15 protein-coding genes, 1 tRNA gene and 1 other RNA gene are annotated in these 18,816 nt (G+C 63.9%); 9 read left to right on the top strand and 8 right to left on the bottom strand.

Going from position 1 to position 18,816, the window contains the following annotated elements; genetic code table 11:
* Positions 1-91: 91 nt before the first annotated feature.
* Together RY1_RS07055 and ffs are read right to left on the bottom strand one after the other, a co-directional pair.
* On the bottom strand, positions 92-1,378 hold the full coding sequence (locus tag RY1_RS07055) for an aspartate aminotransferase type Ic (RefSeq protein WP_072802836.1): 1,287 nt from the start codon (positions 1,376-1,378) through the stop codon (positions 92-94).
* A gap of 34 nt (positions 1,379-1,412) precedes the next feature.
* An RNA gene (gene ffs / locus RY1_RS07050) (signal recognition particle sRNA small type) lies at positions 1,413-1,507 on the bottom strand.
* Positions 1,508-1,707: 200 nt separating this feature from the next.
* Here ffs and RY1_RS07045 point away from each other — a divergent pair.
* Positions 1,708-1,795: transfer RNA gene (locus tag RY1_RS07045), tRNA-Ser, on the top strand.
* Between the two features lie 120 nt (positions 1,796-1,915).
* On the opposite strand, the gene RY1_RS07040 is transcribed toward RY1_RS07045, so the two are convergent.
* On the bottom strand, positions 1,916-3,682 hold the full coding sequence (locus tag RY1_RS07040) for a hypothetical protein (protein ID WP_072802835.1): 1,767 nt from the start codon (positions 3,680-3,682) through the stop codon (positions 1,916-1,918).
* A gap of 96 nt (positions 3,683-3,778) precedes the next feature.
* Between RY1_RS07040 and RY1_RS07035 the strand changes: the two genes are divergently transcribed.
* Positions 3,779-4,354: a TIGR03086 family metal-binding protein gene (locus tag RY1_RS07035; protein ID WP_072802834.1), complete on the top strand. Its 576-nt coding sequence runs from the start codon at positions 3,779-3,781 to the stop codon at positions 4,352-4,354.
* A 16-nt stretch (positions 4,355-4,370) separates the two neighbouring features.
* Here the strand turns inward: RY1_RS07035 and RY1_RS07030 are convergent, their stop codons facing one another.
* Positions 4,371-5,117, bottom strand: a complete 747-nt coding sequence (locus tag RY1_RS07030) for a 3-hydroxybutyrate dehydrogenase (protein WP_072802833.1) — start codon at positions 5,115-5,117, stop codon at positions 4,371-4,373.
* Complete coding sequence (locus tag RY1_RS07025; protein WP_072802832.1) at positions 5,114-6,526, bottom strand: MFS transporter; 1,413 nt, start codon at positions 6,524-6,526, stop codon at positions 5,114-5,116. The genes RY1_RS07030 and RY1_RS07025 overlap by 4 nt, the downstream gene beginning before the upstream one ends.
* A gap of 81 nt (positions 6,527-6,607) precedes the next feature.
* On the opposite strand from RY1_RS07025, the gene RY1_RS07020 reads away from it, so the two are divergent.
* The 7 genes from RY1_RS07020 (at position 6,608) to RY1_RS06990 (ending at position 13,820) form a co-directional block, all read left to right on the top strand.
* A complete protein-coding gene (locus RY1_RS07020) occupies positions 6,608-7,582 on the top strand; it encodes a LysR family transcriptional regulator (RefSeq protein WP_072802831.1) in 975 nt (324 codons plus the stop codon).
* 74 nt (positions 7,583-7,656) lie between these two features.
* Entirely contained in the window at positions 7,657-8,544 is an 888-nt protein-coding gene (gene gluQRS / locus RY1_RS07015; RefSeq protein WP_072802830.1) for a tRNA glutamyl-Q(34) synthetase GluQRS, read from the top strand.
* Between the two features lie 81 nt (positions 8,545-8,625).
* Positions 8,626-9,366, top strand: a complete 741-nt coding sequence (locus tag RY1_RS07010) for a queuosine precursor transporter (protein WP_072802829.1) — start codon at positions 8,626-8,628, stop codon at positions 9,364-9,366.
* 452 nt (positions 9,367-9,818) lie between these two features.
* On the top strand, positions 9,819-10,634 hold the full coding sequence (locus RY1_RS07005; protein WP_072802828.1) for an SDR family NAD(P)-dependent oxidoreductase: 816 nt from the start codon (positions 9,819-9,821) through the stop codon (positions 10,632-10,634).
* Between the two features lies 1 nt (position 10,635).
* The gene (locus tag RY1_RS07000; protein WP_072802827.1) at positions 10,636-11,556 is read left to right on the top strand and encodes a reductase; all 921 of its coding nucleotides are present in this window, start codon (positions 10,636-10,638) and stop codon (positions 11,554-11,556) included.
* On the top strand, positions 11,553-13,043 hold the full coding sequence (locus tag RY1_RS06995; RefSeq protein WP_072802826.1) for a flavin-containing monooxygenase: 1,491 nt from the start codon (positions 11,553-11,555) through the stop codon (positions 13,041-13,043). Before RY1_RS07000 ends, RY1_RS06995 begins: the two co-directional genes overlap by 4 nt.
* A 33-nt stretch (positions 13,044-13,076) precedes the next feature.
* Positions 13,077-13,820, top strand: coding sequence for a MerR family transcriptional regulator (locus RY1_RS06990; protein ID WP_072803055.1), 744 nt, complete (start codon positions 13,077-13,079; stop codon positions 13,818-13,820).
* On the opposite strand, the gene tgt is transcribed toward RY1_RS06990, so the two are convergent.
* The 3 genes from tgt to RY1_RS06975 form a co-directional block, all read right to left on the bottom strand.
* On the bottom strand, positions 13,774-15,015 hold the full coding sequence (gene tgt / locus RY1_RS06985) for a tRNA guanosine(34) transglycosylase Tgt (protein ID WP_072802825.1): 1,242 nt from the start codon (positions 15,013-15,015) through the stop codon (positions 13,774-13,776). The two genes, RY1_RS06990 and tgt, sit on opposite strands and share 47 nt — an antisense overlap.
* Positions 15,016-15,038: 23 nt before the next feature.
* Positions 15,039-16,940, bottom strand: coding sequence for an ABC transporter ATP-binding protein (locus RY1_RS06980; protein WP_072803054.1), 1,902 nt, complete (start codon positions 16,938-16,940; stop codon positions 15,039-15,041).
* A 74-nt stretch (positions 16,941-17,014) separates the two neighbouring features.
* Positions 17,015-18,745: an ABC transporter ATP-binding protein gene (locus tag RY1_RS06975; protein WP_072802824.1), complete on the bottom strand. Its 1,731-nt coding sequence runs from the start codon at positions 18,743-18,745 to the stop codon at positions 17,015-17,017.
* Positions 18,746-18,816 lie beyond the last annotated feature (71 nt).

Below are 18,816 nucleotides of genomic sequence, written 5' to 3'. Positions count from 1 at the left end.
GGTTACACGAGAAAGGCACGATCGAGCATCCACACGGATGCACGATCGTGCCTTTCGGTAATGCGGGTCGGAACTCACACGAGCAGTCGATTCAGAGGTCGAGCAGCTTTTCCGTCGCGGCGAGCAGAACACAGGTCGCAACGCCGTCCATCGACTTGTCGAGCTCACCGAGCGAGGGAAAGCTCGGCGCGAGACGAATGTTGCGGTCCTCCGGGTCGTTCTTGTACGGAAACGCAGAGCCTGCGGCGGTCAACGCGATCCCGGCGTCCTTCGCCAGCGCGATCGACCGTGCAGCCGTGCCCTCGAGTACGTCGAGCGAAATGAAGTACCCGCCCTTGGGCTCTGTCCACGATGCGATCTTGGATGCGCCGAGACGGTCGTCGAGTATCTGACGAACGAGCGCGAACTTCGGCGCCAGAATGTCCCGGTGCTTGGCCATGTGTGCCTTCACACCGTCGGCGTCGCCGAAGAAGCGAAGGTGCCGAAGCTGGTTGAGCTTGTCCGGTCCGATGCTCTTCTTGCCGAGGTGCGCCAGGTACCACTCCAGGTTGGCATCGGAGGCACCGAAGAAGCTGACGCCCGCGCCGGCGAACGTGATCTTCGACGTCGATGCGAACACGAACGGACGATTGGGGTAACCCGCCTCCGCAGCCCAGCCCAGCACGTCGTATGCGGGTGCGAATTCCTCCACGAGCGGATGCACCGCGTATGCGTTGTCCCAGAACAGACGGAAGTCGGGAGCAGCGGTCGGCATCGTCGCCAGCGTGCGAGTGATTTCCTCCGAGTACACTGCGCCGGTGGGATTTGCGTAGTTCGGCACCGCCCACATGCCCTTGATCTGCGGATCCGACGTGACGAGCCTGGTGATTTCGGCGATGTCGGGACCGTCGGGAAGCATCGGAATCGGGATCATGTCGATGCCGAAGCTCTCGGTGATCGCGAAGTGACGGTCGTAACCGGGGGCCGGGCACAGGAACCGGATGTTCGGCTCGGCCGACCACGGTCGCGGTGAATCCGACAGCCCGTGCAACAGCGCCCACACCACGAGGTCCTGCATGATCTCGAGACTCGCATTGTTGCCTGCAACCAGGTTCTTCACCGGAATACCGAGGAGCTCACCGAAGATCGCCCGCAACTCGGGGAGACCCGCGAGCCCGCCGTAGTTTCTGCAGTCGGTTCCGTTGCCGTCCCGGAAGTCCTCACCCGGTAGCGTCAGCAGACCTGCAGCGAGATCGAGCTGCTCGGGCGACGGCTTACCTCGAGTGAGATCGAGCGTGAGGTTCTCGGACTTCAGCTGTTCGTAGTTCGCAGACTGACGCTCGTGCTCGGAGACGAGCTCCGCATGGCTCATCAACCCCATTTGGGTTTGCGCTGGCATGTGGAGCGGCCTTTCGGTGTCTGGTCCCTCGAAATAAAGGGGACCCCGCGCACCCGGCAGAGCCCGTTGACCCTTGCTGCCTTCCGGCCCTGGGGGAGTTCACAGGATGCGCGCCGCGCGGGATCCATGGAAAGTGTAACCGCACTCGCCGTCGTAGTGCGTCGGCGCCCCCTTCGATCGTTCGGCCCGTACCCTCCCCATCGCTTGAATGGACCATTCATACGAACAGATAGCTTGGAAGCGTCATTCATGCCCCGCCGACGGCGTGAACTGACCGGCGGACCGGCCCGTTTGGGAGATCGAGGGGGCTACCTTGTATGCTTCCCCACGGAGGATTCGCCTAGTGGCCTATGGCGCTCGCCTGGAACGCGGGTTGGGTTAACGCCCTCAGGGGTTCAAATCCCCTATCCTCCGCCAGGGACAGCCCCTGTGAACGGTTTCCGAACTGTTCACAGGGGCTTCCTCGTTCTCTGGGCCGCTGTAGGTTCTCTGGGCCGCTGTGTTCTCTGGGCCGCTGGGGTCTCTGGGTCGCTGTGGCTAGTTCAGATCAGCGAGCATGACGGTTCCCACGGGGCCTGCGCCCACGCACACCGTCATTCCCGGCGTCTCCGGTGTCACGGTCACGGCTGCGCCGGATCCGACGAGCCGTACGTACACGGTGTGCAGACCTTCCGTCACCGGCACCGGCACCGAATCGCCTGTATCGAGTTCGAGTCGGATGTCGCCGTCCGCGGTTGCGAAGTAGTTGAGCTGCACCGTCCACGCCCAGTCGGCCAGTGGGCCGTCGAGCGGAATGCGCGTGCGACGTTCGACGCGGTAGCCGCAACCGGACTCGGGACCCTGCTCGATGCCGCGGACAGGAGCGACCACCGCCGGAACCAGGTGACCCGATTCGTCGAGGTAGCGCAGGTCTGGCGTCGACTCCGCGAACTGCGGCCGCTCCGGCACAGCAGCGAAGATCTGCGCGATCGAATTGTTCGGGTACGCAATCGGAGTCAGGATCCACGACGAGATCGGCTGGTCGAGGAGTGCGGCACCCTGGCCGTCCGCGAGAGACTGCCGTGCCTGTGCGAGGAATGCCGGTGCCGGGTCGTCGCGCCACTTGTCGACGAATGCGACGGTCGAGATGACACTGCTGACGACGAAGAGCACTACCGCCGCTGCCCACACGGGATAGTTCCCGGTCCGGCGTCGCAGGACGAGTGCCCACCCGACGGTGATGACGACGGCACTGTCGGCAACGTGTCTGAGTGTCTGCGCGAGTTCGTCCGCGGTGTCCGGGCCCGAGCGCGCCAACACCATCACCACCGATGACGCTGCCACGTAGCCGAGGACACCGACCCAGACGGCTCCCCCGCGGCGGCGTCGTATCGAGACGATCACCACACCGGCGAGCGCCGTCCACGCCGCCAGCACGAGCACCGTCGGCGGCGAGGCCCACGGCCCTGACGGCGGCCATCGCTCCCAGGTCCACGGCCCACCGAGGAGCGTCGGCAACAGCCCGAAGGACAGGCCGTGGTGCACCAGTTCGATGCTGGTGCGCCAACCGTGAAACGCGAAGCGCCCCTGTCCGACCACGGCGAAGACAATCCCCCACACGGCCACGATCGAAATGCACGAAATCCACAACGGCGCAGCACGGTTCCACGCATGCCGGACACCGAACATCACCAGCAGGACACCGAACGCGAAGAACGGTACGAGAACGGACTTCTCGAAGAACAGCAGCGAGGCAGCAGTGACGATCGCACCCGTGACCGCGTAGCGCCGACGCCCCGTCCGTGCCGATTCGATCGCGTCGCCCGCGACCCAGGCAAGCCCGAACTGCAACGGCAGCGAGTTCAATGCCGCGGCCCACCACGCGAACGAGGGAACGGTGAGCGGACAGAACAGGTAGAAGGCCAAGGGCAGCAGCACCATCGGAGTTCTGCCCAGAATCTTGAACAACACCCGCAGCACCGCCAACGACGCGGCAGCCTGCATCACCAGAATGGTCAACGCCGGTAGAAACCAGTGCAGCGGAGCGATTTTCGTCGTCAGCGCAGCGACGAAGAACGCGGCAGGCATGAAGTGCCCGTCGTGGTCGTACAGCAGCAGATCCCCGGAAAACAGCGGGTAGACGCTTCCCCTGCCGATCAGAATCAGGTCGTCCCAGTAGAAATTGCCCGACGCGAGGACGAATGCGCGGACCGTCAGTTGCGCCACAACGGCCACTGCGGCAACGAGGACCACTCGACGAGGGGTGAACCACCGACGAGGCACTTGCCAGGTGGCAGCCACATCCGCCCTCGTACCCGTCGTCATTGCGCCCCCGCTGCTCGGATCACCCGCCCCGGTGGACCGTAGCTCATTTCCTGATTCTTCGATCCACTGCGTGCGAGAGGTTGGAGAATCGACGGCATGACCTCCACCGAACCGACAGCAGATCGCTATCGCCGACTCGCCGCACGCCTCACCGAGCGAATCGAGTCGGTTCCCGGCGACAAATGGGACGTCGCGTCGACGTGCGACGGGTGGACCGTGCGCGACGTCGTGCGGCACATCATCGAGACCGAGAAGAACTCGCTGACGCCCGTGGGACTGTCCATCCCGGACGGGCCTGCCGTCGACGAGGATCCGGTGAGCGCATGGGCGCACACGCGCGAGCAGATGCAGGACATCCTCGATGATCCGGCACGGGCGAACCTGGAGTACGACGGCCACTTCGGGCGCACCGACCTGGCGTCGTCGATCGGGTCGTTCTACAGCTTGGATCTGATCGTGCACGCGTGGGACATCGCGCACCCGGCCGGTGTCGCGGACACGATCGCCGATGAAGACCTCGATTTCGTCGAGGCCTTCATCGAGCAGTTGGGAGACAACATCCGCATGGACGGCGTCTGCGGGCCCGCCCTCGACGTCCCCGAGTCGGCGGACCGTCAGACGAAGGTGCTCGCGCAACTCGGCAGGGATGCGGGCGGTCTCCGCCGGACGTGAGTGCGCGCGCACGGGCTCACCGAGCCGACCAGCCGCCGTCCATCGTGTACGACGCCCCGGTGACCATGGCCGCATCCGCCGAGGTCAGCCAGCCGACGAGGGAGGCGACCTCGGAAGGCTCGACGAGCCGCTTGACAGCACTCTCGGTCAGCATGACCTTCGCGAGCACCTCGTCCTCGGGGATGCCGTGAGCTGCAGCCTGATCGGCGATCTGCTTCTCCACGAGCGGGGTACGCACATACCCGGGGTTGACGCAGTTGCTGGTGACGCCGTGCGCGCCGCCTTCGAGGGCTGTCACCTTCGACAGACCCTCGAGAGCATGCTTGGCCGTGACGTAGGCGACCTTGAACTCGGAAGCGCGCAGGCCGTGCACGGACGAGACGTTGACGATCCTGCCGAACTCGCGGGAGTACATCGCAGGCAACACCGCCCGGATCAGCAGAAACGGAGCCTCGACCATCAACGTCTGAATACGCCGAAACGCCGCCGGGTCGAAATCGACTATCGGAGAGACGGTCTGGATGCCTGCGTTGTTGACGAGGATGTCGACGTCGAGCGTCAGATTCTCCAAGCCTGCGGTGTCGAGCAGGTCCACCGACCATGCCTCACCGTGCAACTCGGCGGCCAACTCCTTCGCGGCGACCTCGTCGACGTCGGCGATCGTGACCGCCGCTCCCCTTGCGGCAAGCGTTCGGGCGCACGCAGCGCCGATTCCGCTTGCCCCACCGGTGATCAGAGCCGTGCGGCCGGTCAGGTCACTCATCGCTTCGCGTTCTGATCGAGCAGGCCTGCCTTGGCGAGTTCCGCTTCGGTCGCGAGATTCTTGGCGTCGGCGATGTCGATGCTTTCGAGCGCGAGCCCCTTCGTCTCACGAGCGGCCACGACGGCTATGACGGTGACGACGCAGGCACCGGCCAGGTACCAGGCGATCGGTACCGAGGAGCCGAACTTGTCGAGCAGATACACCGCGATGATCGGAGCCAGCGAACCGGCGACGATCGAGGTGACCTGATAGCCGAGTGACACACCGGAGTAGCGCATACGCGTCGGGAACATCTCGGCCATGATCGCCGGCTGAGTCGCATACATGAAGGCGTGGAACACCAGGCCGATGATGATGGCGAGCATGATGATGGCGTTGTGACCGCTGTTGAACATCGGGAACGCGAAGAATCCCCACGTACCAGCGGAGAGGGCACCGAACATGTAGACCGGGCGACGGCCGACGCGGTCGGCGAGCTTGCCCACCAACGGAATGACACAGAAGTGCACCGCGTGTGCGGCGAGCATCCACCACAGAATCGTCTGCGTGTCCGTGCCGACCTCGACCTTGAGGTACGTGATCGTGAAGGTGACCACCAGGTAGTACATGACGTTCTCACCGAAACGAAGGCCCATGGCGGTGAACACTCCACGCGGGTAACGCTTGAGAACCTCGAACACACCGTACGACGCGGCCTTGATGACCTCGGCCTGCTTCTGCGCCTCGACGAAGATCGGGGCGTCGGTGACCTTGGTGCGGATGTAGTAGCCGACGAACACGATGACGGCGGAGAGCCAGAACGCCACGCGCCAACCCCAGCTGAGGAAGGCAGCGTCGGACAGGGTCGTGGTCAAAACCAGCAGCACGACGGTCGCGAGCAGGTTTCCCGCGGGAACACCCGCCTGCGGCCAGCTGGCCCAGAATCCGCGGCTCCTGTTCGGGCTGTGTTCCGCGACGAGAAGTACCGCACCGCCCCACTCACCGCCGACAGCAAAGCCTTGAATGAACCGCAGCGCGACCAGTAGCGCAGGTGCCCAGTAGCCGATCTGGTTGAACGTCGGCAGGCAGCCCATCAGGAACGTTGCGCCGCCCACGAGGACAAGACTGAACTGCAGCAACTTCTTTCGGCCGTACTTGTCGCCGAAGTGCCCGAAGACGATGCCGCCGAGCGGCCGTGCGACGAAGCCGACGGCATAGGTGACGAATGCGGCGAGGATGGCGTCGAGCTCGCTGGTTCCTGCTGCGAAGAAGATCTTCGAGAACACCAGGGTGGCGGCGGTTCCGTAGAGGAAGAACTCGTACCACTCGACGATCGTGCCTGCCATCGACGCTCCGACGACCTTCTTGAGGCCGCTCGGAGTCGCGTCCGGATCCGGACCCCCCGATTGTGTGCGTTCGTCCACGCTCATTGCATCTCCTCGTGTGATCCTGCATGACGCGCAGCCCGGGTTGTGACGAGCCACACACATACTTGGTATCGCTGAGTATCAATGCAGATCAGTGGGCCCGCAATGGCCAACAACGCACCAGCATTCTGCAAGAATGCAGATGTGCCATCCGGTCATCCCGATCACGGTCGTGTCCCCAGCGCCGACGACCTCCTCATTCTTCTCGCCGTCGGGCGCACCGGCAGGTACAACACCGCTGCCGACGATCTCGGGCTCAATCACACCACCATCTCGCGCCGGATCGCGGCGTTGGAGGCAAGCCTCGGCGGCCGAGTGCTGGCCAGGTCGGGAAACGGGTGGGAGCTGACGGCGCGCGGCAAGGACGCCCTCGCTGCGGCCGAGAACATCGAGGCTGCGGTCCGCTCACTGATCAGCCCGAGCGACGAGGCCGAAGGTGTTGTTCGCGTCTCGGCGACGGACGGGTTCAGCGCCTACGTCATCGCACCCGCTGTCGCCCAGGTGAGGCGTCGGCACCCGGGGATCGCGGTGGAAATCGTCGCGACGACTCGGCGCGCGTCGCAGCAGCGATCGGGCATGGACGTCGAAATCGTCGTCGGCGAACCGCAGGTTCACCGCGCAGAGGCGATCAAGCTCAGCGACTATCACCTGGGTCTGTACGCGTCGAAGGACTACCTGCTCGAGCACGGAGAACCTACGGCAGTCGCCGAATTGCGCGCACACTCCCTCGTCTACTTCATCGATTCGATGCTGCAGGTCGACGACCTCGACATCGCACCCGGCTTCGCGCCCCTGATGCGCGAATCGGTGACGTCGACCAACGTGTTCGTCCATGTCGAGGCCACCCGCGCCGCCGCGGGCATCGGACTACTCCCATGCTTCATGGCCGATCGCCACAACGACCTGGTCCGGCTACTGCCCGGCGACGTGTCCATCGGACTCGACTACTGGCTCGTCTCCCGCGCCGAGACTCTCCGACGCCCGGAAGTCGCCCGCGTCGTCGATGCCATCCGAACCTGCGTCGCCGAGCAGCAGGACGCTCTGCTCGGCAAGCGCTGACGTTCCGACTGGCTTCGTCGGCTGCACAGGGATCTACAGTGGACCCGTGAGAGTGGACCCGTGAGAGTGGACCCGTGAGCACAGGCGCCGGACGATTCGCACCGAGCCCGTCGGGAGATCTGCATCTCGGGAACCTGAGGACGGCACTTCTCGCCTGGCTTTTCGCACGGTCCACCGGTCGGCGCTTCCTGATGCGCATCGAGGACCTCGACCGCGTTCGAGCAGGCGCGGAAGCCCTGCAGTTGGCGGACCTGTGGGCAATCGGGATCGACTGGGACGGCCCGGTCGTCCGCCAGTCGGAGCGAACAACCCTGTACGACGACGCCATCGCGCGACTCACGCGAGCCGGCCTGACGTACGAATGCTTCTGCACGCGTCGGGAAATTCTCGAGGCCGCATCGGCTCCCCACGCCCCGGACGGCGCCTATCCGGGTACCTGTCGGAACCTGACGGATGCGGAACGGTCGTCGAAGTCGCGCCCGCCGGCCCTGCGGCTTCGGGCCGAGGCAGCCGATTTTGTCGTCGACGACGAGGTGCACGGCCGGTTCCACGGCCAGGTCGACGACCTCGTCCTCAGACGCGCCGACGGTGTGCCCGCCTACAACCTTGCGGTCGTCGTCGACGACGGTGAGCAGGGCATCGACCAAGTCGTACGCGGTGACGACCTGCTGACGTCCTCCCCTCGTCAGGCATATCTCGCGTCGTTGCTCGGGGTGCCTGTCCCTACCTACGCTCATGTTCCGCTGGCCCTGAACGCCCACGGGGCGCGGTTGGCCAAGCGCGACGGTGCGGTCACCCTCGCCGACCAGGCAGCCCTCGGCCTCGGCCCGCTGGATGTGCTGAGTCTGCTGGCGCAGTCACTGCAGCTGTGCGGCCCGGGCGAGGCAGTGACCGCGTCGGATCTGTTGACGCGCTGGGATCCGTCGACACTTCCCGCCGGACCGTGGATCTTCGAGACATAACGGGCATCCATCCGGTCGCTTCCGTAGGCTCTGCTCCCCCAGCGGTTCGGACCTGGGGATTGCCATGTTTGGATTGGGTACGTGACAACCTCGAAATCCGAAGACCACTCCGACGCCGGTGCGACATTCGCGCACGTGAGCCGCGGTTATTACCCGACTATCGTTGCCCTCTTCACCGCAACCCTGATCATCTCGAATGTGACCGCGAGCAAAGGCGTCGCGTTCTTCGGTGGAAGCGACGTCTTCCTCGGCCCGTTCCAGGTGCTGCCGATCAACACCGACGGCGCATTCTTCCTGTTTCCGCTCGCATACATCCTCGGCGACGTCCTCAGTGAGGTCTACGGATTCAAGGCCACCCGGCGCGCGATCTACCTGGGCTTCGGCTCCATCATCCTCGCTGCCTTCTGCTTCTGGATCGCGATCGAACTGCCTGCTGCGAGCTTCTACGAGAATCAGGAATCACTCGAAGCCGTCGTCGGCGTGGTGCCGCGCCTCGTGCTCGCCGGACTCGCCGGGTACTTCGTCGGGCAGATGCTGAACTCGCTCGTCCTCGTCGCGATCAAGGAACGCACCAAGGAGAAGCACCTGTGGGCGCGGCTGATCGGATCGACGATCGTCGGCGAATTCTTCGACACCCTGATCTTCTGCTCCATCGCAGCAGGGGTCATCGGGATCACCACGTGGGAAGACTTCATCAACTACGTCATCGTCGGATTCATCTGGAAGACACTCGTCGAGATCCTGGTCATGCCCATCACGTACCGGGTGATCGCCTACATCAAGAAGCGTGAACCCAGCTACCAGGAGTCCGTCGCGGCGTAGTTCGATCCTCGGTCACCACCAGCCCATCCCGCGCACCTTCCAGCCAACGCGCACGTTGCAACACGCGCAACAGCTGAAACCTGCGCATTCACACCCCGCGCACCTTCCAGCCAACGCGCACGTTGCAACACGCGCAACAGCTGAAACCTGCGCATTCACACCCCGAAGCCCGGCCGACCGCGTCGGCCGGGCTTTGTCGTCCGCTCGTGACCGAATGACGCATTCGGTCACCACCCAGCCCATTCCGCGCACCTTCCAGCCAACGCGCACGTTGCAACACGCGCAACGGCTGAAGCCTGCGCATTCACACCCCGCGCACCTTCCCGCCAACGCGCACGATGCAACACGCGCAACGGCTGAAACCTGCGCATTCACACCCCGCGCCCTTCCACAATACTTTCGTGACCCATTGAGCCATTGACAAATGGCACAATGCAGATGAGTCTGATCACATGAGACCGTCCTACAACTCCCGAGCCGTCGTGACCGGCGCGGGCAGCGGCATCGGCCGCGCCTTCGCGCTCGAGCTTGCCCGACGCGGCGGCGAGGTGATCTGCGCCGACATCTCGCTCTCTCGAGCCCAGGAGACCGCGGCACTGATCGGCACCGACGCCCATGCGGTGGTGTGCGACGTCGCGCGCCGCGAACAGGTCGAGGACCTGGCGCTGTTCGCAGAACTGACCTTCGGAGGGCCTCCGACGCTCGTGATCAACAACGCAGGGGTCGGCATCGGCGGCAAACCCGTCGGGAACATCGGCTTCGACGACTGGAACTGGGCGCTCGGCATCAACCTGTGGGGCGTCGTCCACGGTTGCGAAACCTTTGCACCCGCCATGAAAGCGGCCGGCGAGGGCGGATTCATCAACGTCGCCTCCGCCGCTGGGTTCGGCGCGGCACCACTGATGGCGCCGTACAACGTCGGGAAGGCCGGGGTGATATCGCTGTCGGAAACGATGGCAGCAGAAGGGGTGCGAGTCACCGTCCTGTGCCCGACGTTCGTCAAGACCAATGTCGCCGTCGACGGCCGAATCACTGCGTCGGCCACCACGATCGCCGACACCCTCATGCGCATCACCGGATTCACACCGGAGAGGGTCGCCGCCGACACGCTGAACAAGTACGACCGCGGCCGGCTCTACGTCGTCCCGCAGATCGACGCCAAGGTCATCTGGCGTCTCAAACGCATCGCACCCGCCCTCTATACCCGCACCCTCGGGCTGCTGGGCCGCCTCGCACCCCAGGAAACACACGAACTGACAGGAGTCTGACATGGCATTCGACTTCGACGAGATGCTCGTCAAGATCAAGGACAAGCAGTGGGCACTGGCCGACATCGATTGGGATGCACCGGGAGCCGAGACGATCGGGCCCGAGTTGTGGGCCAAGCTCAAGCCGTTCATGTCGGACCTGATGTGGATCGAGAACGTCGGGGCCCGCGGTTTCGCCGCGATGGCGAAAAAAGCACCGACCGACACGCTCGCGGAAATCTACACCTATTTCCACGCAGAGGAGCAGAAGCACGCCAACGCCGAACTCGCGCTGATGCGCCGGTGGGGCATGCTCGACGGTGACGAGATCCCACAGCCGAACGTCAACGTCAAACTCGTCATCGACTGGCTCGACAAGTACTCGGACCAGACGTCGCTCGCGGTACTCGGCACTGTCATCCCGATGCTCGAGGTCGCACTCGACGGCGCGCTGGTCAAGTTCATCGTCGACGAGATCGACGACCCGGTGTGCCAGGAGGTGTTCAAGCGCATCAACTCCGACGAATCACGCCATCTCGCAGTCGATTTTCAGGTCATCGAACTCCTCGGGCATGCCACGATGCGCAAGATCCTCGTCGAGACCGTCGGTGCGTGGCTCAATCCGTCGCTGATCATCGGGACCCTGCGCTACATTCCGTTGCTGAACAAGATGCGCGACAACATCGTCGCGATGGGAGTCGACGAAGAGCGTCTCTACACCGCGATGCGACGGTTCAAGAAGGTCGGCGAGAGAAGCGAATTCCCGAAGCGTCTGCCGATGTACCGCTTCATCAGCTGGCACTCCGGAGTCGTCATCAACCGCGCGCACCCGTACCACAAGTTCGCCGACTCGCTCGTCAAGATCACCGCCAAGTACCCCAAGCGGCTCCTCCGCCCACAGCCCACGTGGTCCAAGGAACTCACCTACGAGCCAGTCGCATGACACTCGATGTCGCAATCATCGGCGGCGGCTTCGCGGGAATCGGCGCTGCAATACGACTGAAACAGAAGCAAATTCATGATTTCGCTCTCTTCGAGCGCGGTACGGAACCGGGGGGAACGTGGCGCGACAACACCTACCCCGGTGCCGCGTGCGATATCCCGTCCCGCTTGTACTCCTACAGTTTCGCGCCCAATCCCGACTGGTCGCACACGTACTCGGGCAGTGCGGAGATACTCCGGTACATCGAGCGCATGGTGGACGACTTCGGCCTGCGCCCGTTCTTCCGCTTCGGCCACAACGTCGACGGCGTGGTCTGGAACGAGCAGACGTCGTTGTGGGAGATCACGTTCGATAACCAGCCGCCCGTCCACGCGCGGGCCGTGGTCATGGCGTCGGGACCCCTGGCCAACGTGAGCTTCCCGGCGATCCGCGGGCTGGAGACCTACGAGGGCCACAAGATCCACAGCGCGCGTTGGGATCACGACTACGACTTCACCGACAAGAAGGTCGCCGTCATCGGCACCGGAGCGTCGGGGGTACAGATCGTGCCCGAGTTGGTGAAAGTGGCCAAGTCGGTCAAGGTCTTCCAACGGACACCGGGTTGGGCGCTGCCCCGCACCAACTTCGCGACGCGTCAGAGAACGAAGGACATCTATCGCCGCTTTCCACAGACTCAGACCCTCGCCCGCCAGGCCTGGTTCTGGGGACACGAATCCGTCGCGCTCGGCGTCGTGTGGAACTCACCTCTGACCCGCGTCGTGGAAGCCGTCGGAAAGCTGCATCTCAGGCGTCAGGTCAAGGACCCATGGCTACGACGCCAACTGACCCCTGGCTTCAGGGCCGGCTGCAAACGCCTGCTGATGACGAGCGACTACTACCCCGCCTTGCAGAAGGACAACTGCACGCTCGTGACGTGGCCGATCGCGAGGCTGGCGCCCAGGGGAATTCGGACAGTCGAGGGCATCGAACACCACGCCGACGTCATCGTGTTCGCCACCGGGTTCGACGTCTCCAAGACGGGAACGCCGGTGCCGATCACCGGACGTGGCGGCCGCGTCCTCGCCGACGAATGGAGCACGGGCGCGAAGGCGTACAAGTCCATCTCGGTCTCCGGCTACCCGAACATGTACTTCACGTTCGGTCCCAACTCCGGCCCGGGACACAGTTCCGCGCTCGTGTACATGGAAGCGCAGATCGACTACCTCGTCGACGCCATCTCGCATGCATTGGCTCACGACGTCGTTCTCGACGTCCGTGCGGATCGCCAGCGTGCGTACAACGAGAACATCCAGCGTCGTCTGCAGAAGACGACGTGGAACTCGGGATGTTCGAGCTGGTACCTCACCGAGGACGGTTTCAACGCCACGATGTTTCCCGGATTCGCGACTCAATACGTGGGACAGCTGAAATCGGTGGACTACGACGACTACACCACCAGTGCGTACCGGCCGTCGGACAAGGACGCGGCCGTGACAGCTACCGTGTAGGCACGTGTTGTGCCGGCGGAAGGGATGTACGGGGTGGAGTATCGAATCGACGATCTTGCCCATGCCGCCGGCACCACCACCAGGAACGTCCGCGCGTACCGCGAGCGTGGTCTACTCCCGCCGCCGGAGAAACGCGGGCGCGTCGGCATATACGACGACTCGCATCTCGCGCGGCTGCGGCTCATCGACATCCTGCTGCAGCGGGGTTTCACGACGTCGCACATCGGCGACTTCATCACCGGATGGGAGAACGGCAAGGACCTCGCCGAGGTGCTCGGCCTGCAGACCGCGGTGACCGCACAGTGGTCCAAGGAGGAGACCGCGGAGGTTCCGTTGGCCGTTGTGGACGAATTCCTCGGCGGCACCGGTCAATTGGCTCGGCTACAAGCCTTGGGGCTCGCCCGCGTGGAGGGCGATACCTGTGTGTTCACCGATCCCGAACTGGTGGAAGGCTTTGCCTCGCTGTCGGAGTACGGCTTCACGATCGGCCAGTTGATCGACGTCCACGAACGCATCCACGCCGCGGTGGACGGAATAGCCAAGGACATGATCGGCGCCGCCAAGAGCCATATCGTCGATCAGCACGGTGACGGTTGGCTGCCCGGCGACGAGGAGGTCGCCGGGGCCACGGACATGTTGGTCCGCATGCGTGAGCTGGCAGTGCATTCGGTGAACGCCACCCTCGCCCGCGCTCTCGACGAGAATCTGCAGCGCGAGCTCGGTGACTACCTCACGACTGCCGTGCAGAATAGAAGCGACCCAGGAACTCGTCCCTGAATTCGTAGAACGACCCGCTGCCGATCGCGGCACGAATGTCGTCGACCAGTTTCACGGTGAACCGCTCGTTGTGGATGGTGCACAACGTCGACGCCAGCATCTCCTTCGCCTTGAACAGGTGATGGATGTAGGCCCTGGTGTAGTGGGCGCACGTGTAGCAGTCGCAGTTCTCGTCGATGGGGGTGAAGTCGCGGCGGTTCTTGGCGGTGTTGATGTTGAATCGCCCCGTAGGCACGTAGATCGCCGCATTGCGGGCCACCCGTGAGGGATTGACGCAGTCGAAGGTGTCGGCGCCGTTCTCGATCGCGGTGAAGAAATCGTCGGGCTCGCTGATTCCGAGCATGTGGCGCGGCTTGTGTTCGGGCAGTTCCTCGTTGACCCACCGTGTGATCGTGCCGAGGTTCTGCTTCTCGAGCGCACCGCCGATGCCGTAGCCGTCGAATCCGCGTCCCGTCTCACCGGTGATGGTCTCGAGGTCGCGCGCGGCCTTGCGCCGAAGATCCTCGTACTGCGCGCCCTGCACCACCCCGAACAGCGCCTGATACGGCTTCCCGACGCGCTGCGCCGTCAGCCGCTCGTGCTCGAGGACGCACCTTTCGGCCCATGCCTGAGTGCGATCGACCGAGGACTCCTGGTAGCCGCGGGTATTCATCAGCGTCGTCAGCTCGTCGAAGGCGAACATGATGTCGGCGCCGAGCCGATGCTGGATCTGCATCGACACCTCGGGGGTGAAGCGGTGGCGGGAGCCGTCGAGATGCGATTTGAAGGTGACACCGTCGTCGTCGACATGCGCGAGCCGTTCCTTGCCTTCGGCGATGACGTCGTCGGATTCGACGCGGCTGGCGTCCATCGAGATGACTTTCTTGAACCCGACTCCCAGCGACATGACCTGGAAGCCACCACTGTCGGTGAAGGTCGGGCCGTCCCAGTTCATGAATGCACCGAGGCCGCCTGCTTCGTCGACGATGTCCGAGCCCGGCTGCAGGTACAGGTGGTACGCGTTGGCGAGGACGGCCTGTGCACCGAGTTCCTTCATCGCCTCCGGCAACACCGCTTTGACCGTCGCCTTGGTGCCGACCGCAATGAACGCAGGTGTCGCGATGTCCCCGTGCGGGGTGTGGATGGTGCCGGTCCGGCCCAGGCGGTCCTCGATGCGGGTGTCGATGCTGAAGAAGGGGTCGTTCGGAGCGCTCACCGGCCCAACCTTATGCTCCCCGCTCAACTGAACTGCGACGAGTACAACCGGTTGTACGCTCCGCCTGCCTGGACGAGTGAATCGTGGTCGCCCTGTTCCACGATGTGGCCGTCCTCCATGACGACGATGAGGTCGGCGTCGCGGATGGTCGAGAGACGGTGTGCGATGACAAAACTCGTTCGATCGCTGCGCAGTGCGGCCGTCGCCTGCTGGACCAGCAGCTCGGTTCTGGTGTCCACCGAACTGGTGGCCTCGTCGAGAATCAGGATCAGGGGCTTGGCGAGGAACGCACGTGCGATGGTGATGAGCTGCTTCTCACCGGCACTGACGTTGTTTCCCTCCTCGTCGATGATCGTGTCGTACCCGTCGGGCAGTGAATGCACGAACTTGTCGACGTAGCTGACGCGTGCGGCCTCGAGAATGTCCTCCTCCGACGCGCTCGGGTCGCCGTAGGCGATGTTGTCGCGGATCGACCCACCGAACAGCCAGGTGTCCTGCAACACCATTCCCGTTCGCTCGCGGAGTTCGTCGCGGGTCATGTCCCGTGTGTCGACGCCGTCGACCATGATGCGTCCGGAGTCGATGTCGTAGAACCGCATGATCAGGTTCACCAGTGTCGTCTTGCCTGCGCCCGTGGGTCCGACGATCGCGACGAGGTGTCCTGGCTCGGCGACGAGGGAGAGGCCCTCGATCAGCGGCTGGTCCTCGCGGTACCGGAACGAGACGTTCTCGAACTCCACGTGTCCGTTGTTCTTCGCGGGAACTGCGGGTGCGACCGGATCCGGCTCTTCGTCGTCGGCGTCGAGCAGGTCGAAGATTCTCTCTGCCGAGGCAACTCCCGATTGCAGCAGGTTCACCATCGATCCGACCTGAGTCAGCGGCTGCGTGAACTGGCGGGAGTACTGGATGAACGCTTGCACTTCACCGAGACTCAGCGTGCCCGACGCCACGCGCAACCCACCGACGACAGCGATGATGACGTAATTGATGTTTCCGAGAAACATGATGGCGGGCATGATCATTCCGGAGATGAACTGCGCCCGATAGCTCGATTCGAACAGCTGGTCGTTGCGTTCGCCGAACTCACGCTCGACCTCCTGCTGACGACCGAACGCTTTGACGAGCTCGTGTCCGGTGTACGTCTCCTCGATCTGTCCGTTCAGCCGTCCGGTCTGCTTCCACTGGTCGACGAAATGCGGCTGCGACCGTTTGGCGATGACGGCGGTGACGGCGAACGACGCCGGGACCGTGAGCACTGCGACCAGCGCCAGGAGCGGCGAGATCCAGATCATCATGCCGAGAATGCCGAGTACGGTCAGCACGCCGGTGATCAACTGCGACAACGTCTGTTGCAAACTCGTCGAGACGTTGTCGACGTCGTTGGTGACCCGGCTGAGAAGTTCACCGCGAGTGCGGGAGTCGAAGTACTTCAGCGGCAGGCGATGCACTTTGCGCTCGACCTCACCGCGCAGATTTCGAATGGTTCTCTGCAGAGCGATGTTCAGGATGTACGCCTGTGCCCACGCCAGCAGCGACGACAGCAGATACAACACGAGAACGAACAGCAGTACATTCCCGACGGCCGAGAAGTCGATGCCGACACCGGGAGTCACGTCCATCCCGGACACCATGTCCGCAAACTGGTTCTGACCGTCCGCGCGCAGGCCGTCCACTACCTGCTGCTTCGATTCGCCCTGCGGCAGACGGCCGCCGACGACACCGTTGAAGATCAGGTTGGTCGCGTGCCCCAGAATGTTCGGGGCCGCGACAGTGAGTACGACACTGGCCACGGCGAACAGAAGAACGGCGGACAGCAACACTCTTTCGGGAGCGAGCATCTTGAACAACCGGGCGAACGACGCCTTGAAGTGCAGCGCCTTGGTTCCGGGCACAACCGCGGCAGGGCCTGGCCCCGGTGCAGCCACGGGTGTCGCGGCAGGCGAGTCGGCGGAGTCGGAAGAGTCGGAAGAGTCGCCGGCAGGCTTGGTAGCAGGCTTGGTCACGACGCTGCCACCGCGTGCTGGGAGTCGACGATCTCGGCGTACGTCGGGCACGTCGCGATCAACTCGGCGTGTGTACCGAGGCCGACGGGGCTGCCGTCGTCGAGTACGAGTATCTGGTCGGCATCGACGATGGTCGATACACGTTGCGCGACAACGATCATGCAGGCATCCTTCATGACCGGCTTCAATGCGGCACGGAGATTGGCATCGGTGGTCAGGTCGAGGGCGGAGAACGAGTCGTCGAAGAGATAGACACTCGGGCGTCTGACCAGTGCACGGGCGATAGCGAGCCGTTGGCGTTGGCCACCCGATACCGTCGTACCGCCCTGGGCGACGGCGGTCTCCAGGCCGTCGGGCATCTTGCGCACGAAATCCGCACCCTGTGCGATCTCCAGTGCGTCCCACAGCTCGTCGTCGGTCGCATCGGACTTGCCGTACCGCAGGTTGCTGGCGATGGTGCCGGAGAACAGATACGGCTTCTGGGGAATGAGGCCGATCGCGCGGCGGAGCGCGTCGATGTCGAGCTCACGGATGTCGGTCCCACCGACGAGCACCTGGCCTGCGGTGACGTCGATGAGGCGGGGAATCAGATTGATCAGCGTGGACTTACCGGAACCGGTTCCGCCGATGATGGCGGTGACCTTGCCCGGTTCGGCGCGGAAGTTCACCCCGCACAGCACCGGGAACTCGGCTCCGGGGAACGAGAATTCGGCGTCGCGAAGCTCGACGACACCGGGCGTCGTCGCAAACGGTTTCGGATCGACCGGCAGTACCACCGAGGACTCGGTGGCCAGCACCTGACTGATGCGGTCGGCACAGACCGAAGCCCGCGGGACCATCATCGCGATGAACGACGCCATCATGACCGACATCAGGATCAACATGATGTAACTGAGAAGCGCGGTCAGCGCCCCGATTTCCATCGTGCCGTCGTTGATCGCATGACCACCGAACCAGATGACGGCCACGCTGGTCACGTTGCTGATGAGCATGACGGTCGGAAACATCAGCGCCATGAGCCGGCCGACGCGCAACGCCGCTTCCGTCAGCGAATCGTTGGCCACACCGAATCGCTCGATCTCGAAGCGCTCACGCACGAACGCCCGCACGACGCGAATGCCGGTGATCTGCTCGCGCAGAACCCGATTGACGGCATCGATCCTGACCTGCATGGATCGGAATCCGGGGACCATGCGAACAACGATGAGGCCCATCGAGATCGCGAGTCCCGGTACTGCGATGAGCAGGATCCACGACAGGCCGAGATCCTCGCGCAGCGCCATGATCACGCCGCCGATACACATGATCGGCGCCATGACGACGATCGTGAATCCCATGACGATCAGCAGCTGCACCTGCTGCACGTCGTTGGTGTTGCGTGTGATCAGCGACGGCGCACCGAACTGGCCGACCTCACGCGCCGAGAACGTCCCGACGCGATGCAGAATCGCCTTGCGCAGATCGCGGCCTGCGCCCATTGCCGCTTTGGCGCCGATGAGAACCGCCGACACCGAGCAGACGATCTGCACCAGTGAGACCAACAGCATCCAGCCACCGGTACTCAGTATGTAGCTCGTGTCTCCGCGCGTCACACCGTTGTCGATGATGTCGGCGTTGAGACTCGGCAGATACAGCGCGGCCGCCGTCGCCACGAATTGCAGTGCGATCAACCCGGTTATCGCGCGCTTGTACGGAGCCAGATAGGTCTTCAGTAGCGGAATCAGCATGATGGCCGAAGATTACTCGTGTGCACGTCCAACAGTCTCCATATTTTTTCGAGTGAACACGGAAATCCTCG

The sequence above is a fragment of the Rhodococcus yunnanensis NBRC 103083 genome (assembly GCF_001895005.1).
Classification (GTDB): domain Bacteria; phylum Actinomycetota; class Actinomycetes; order Mycobacteriales; family Mycobacteriaceae; genus Rhodococcoides; species Rhodococcoides yunnanense.
Note: the sequence above shows the minus strand (reverse complement) of the source record. Positions and strands in the feature narration are given on the sequence as shown.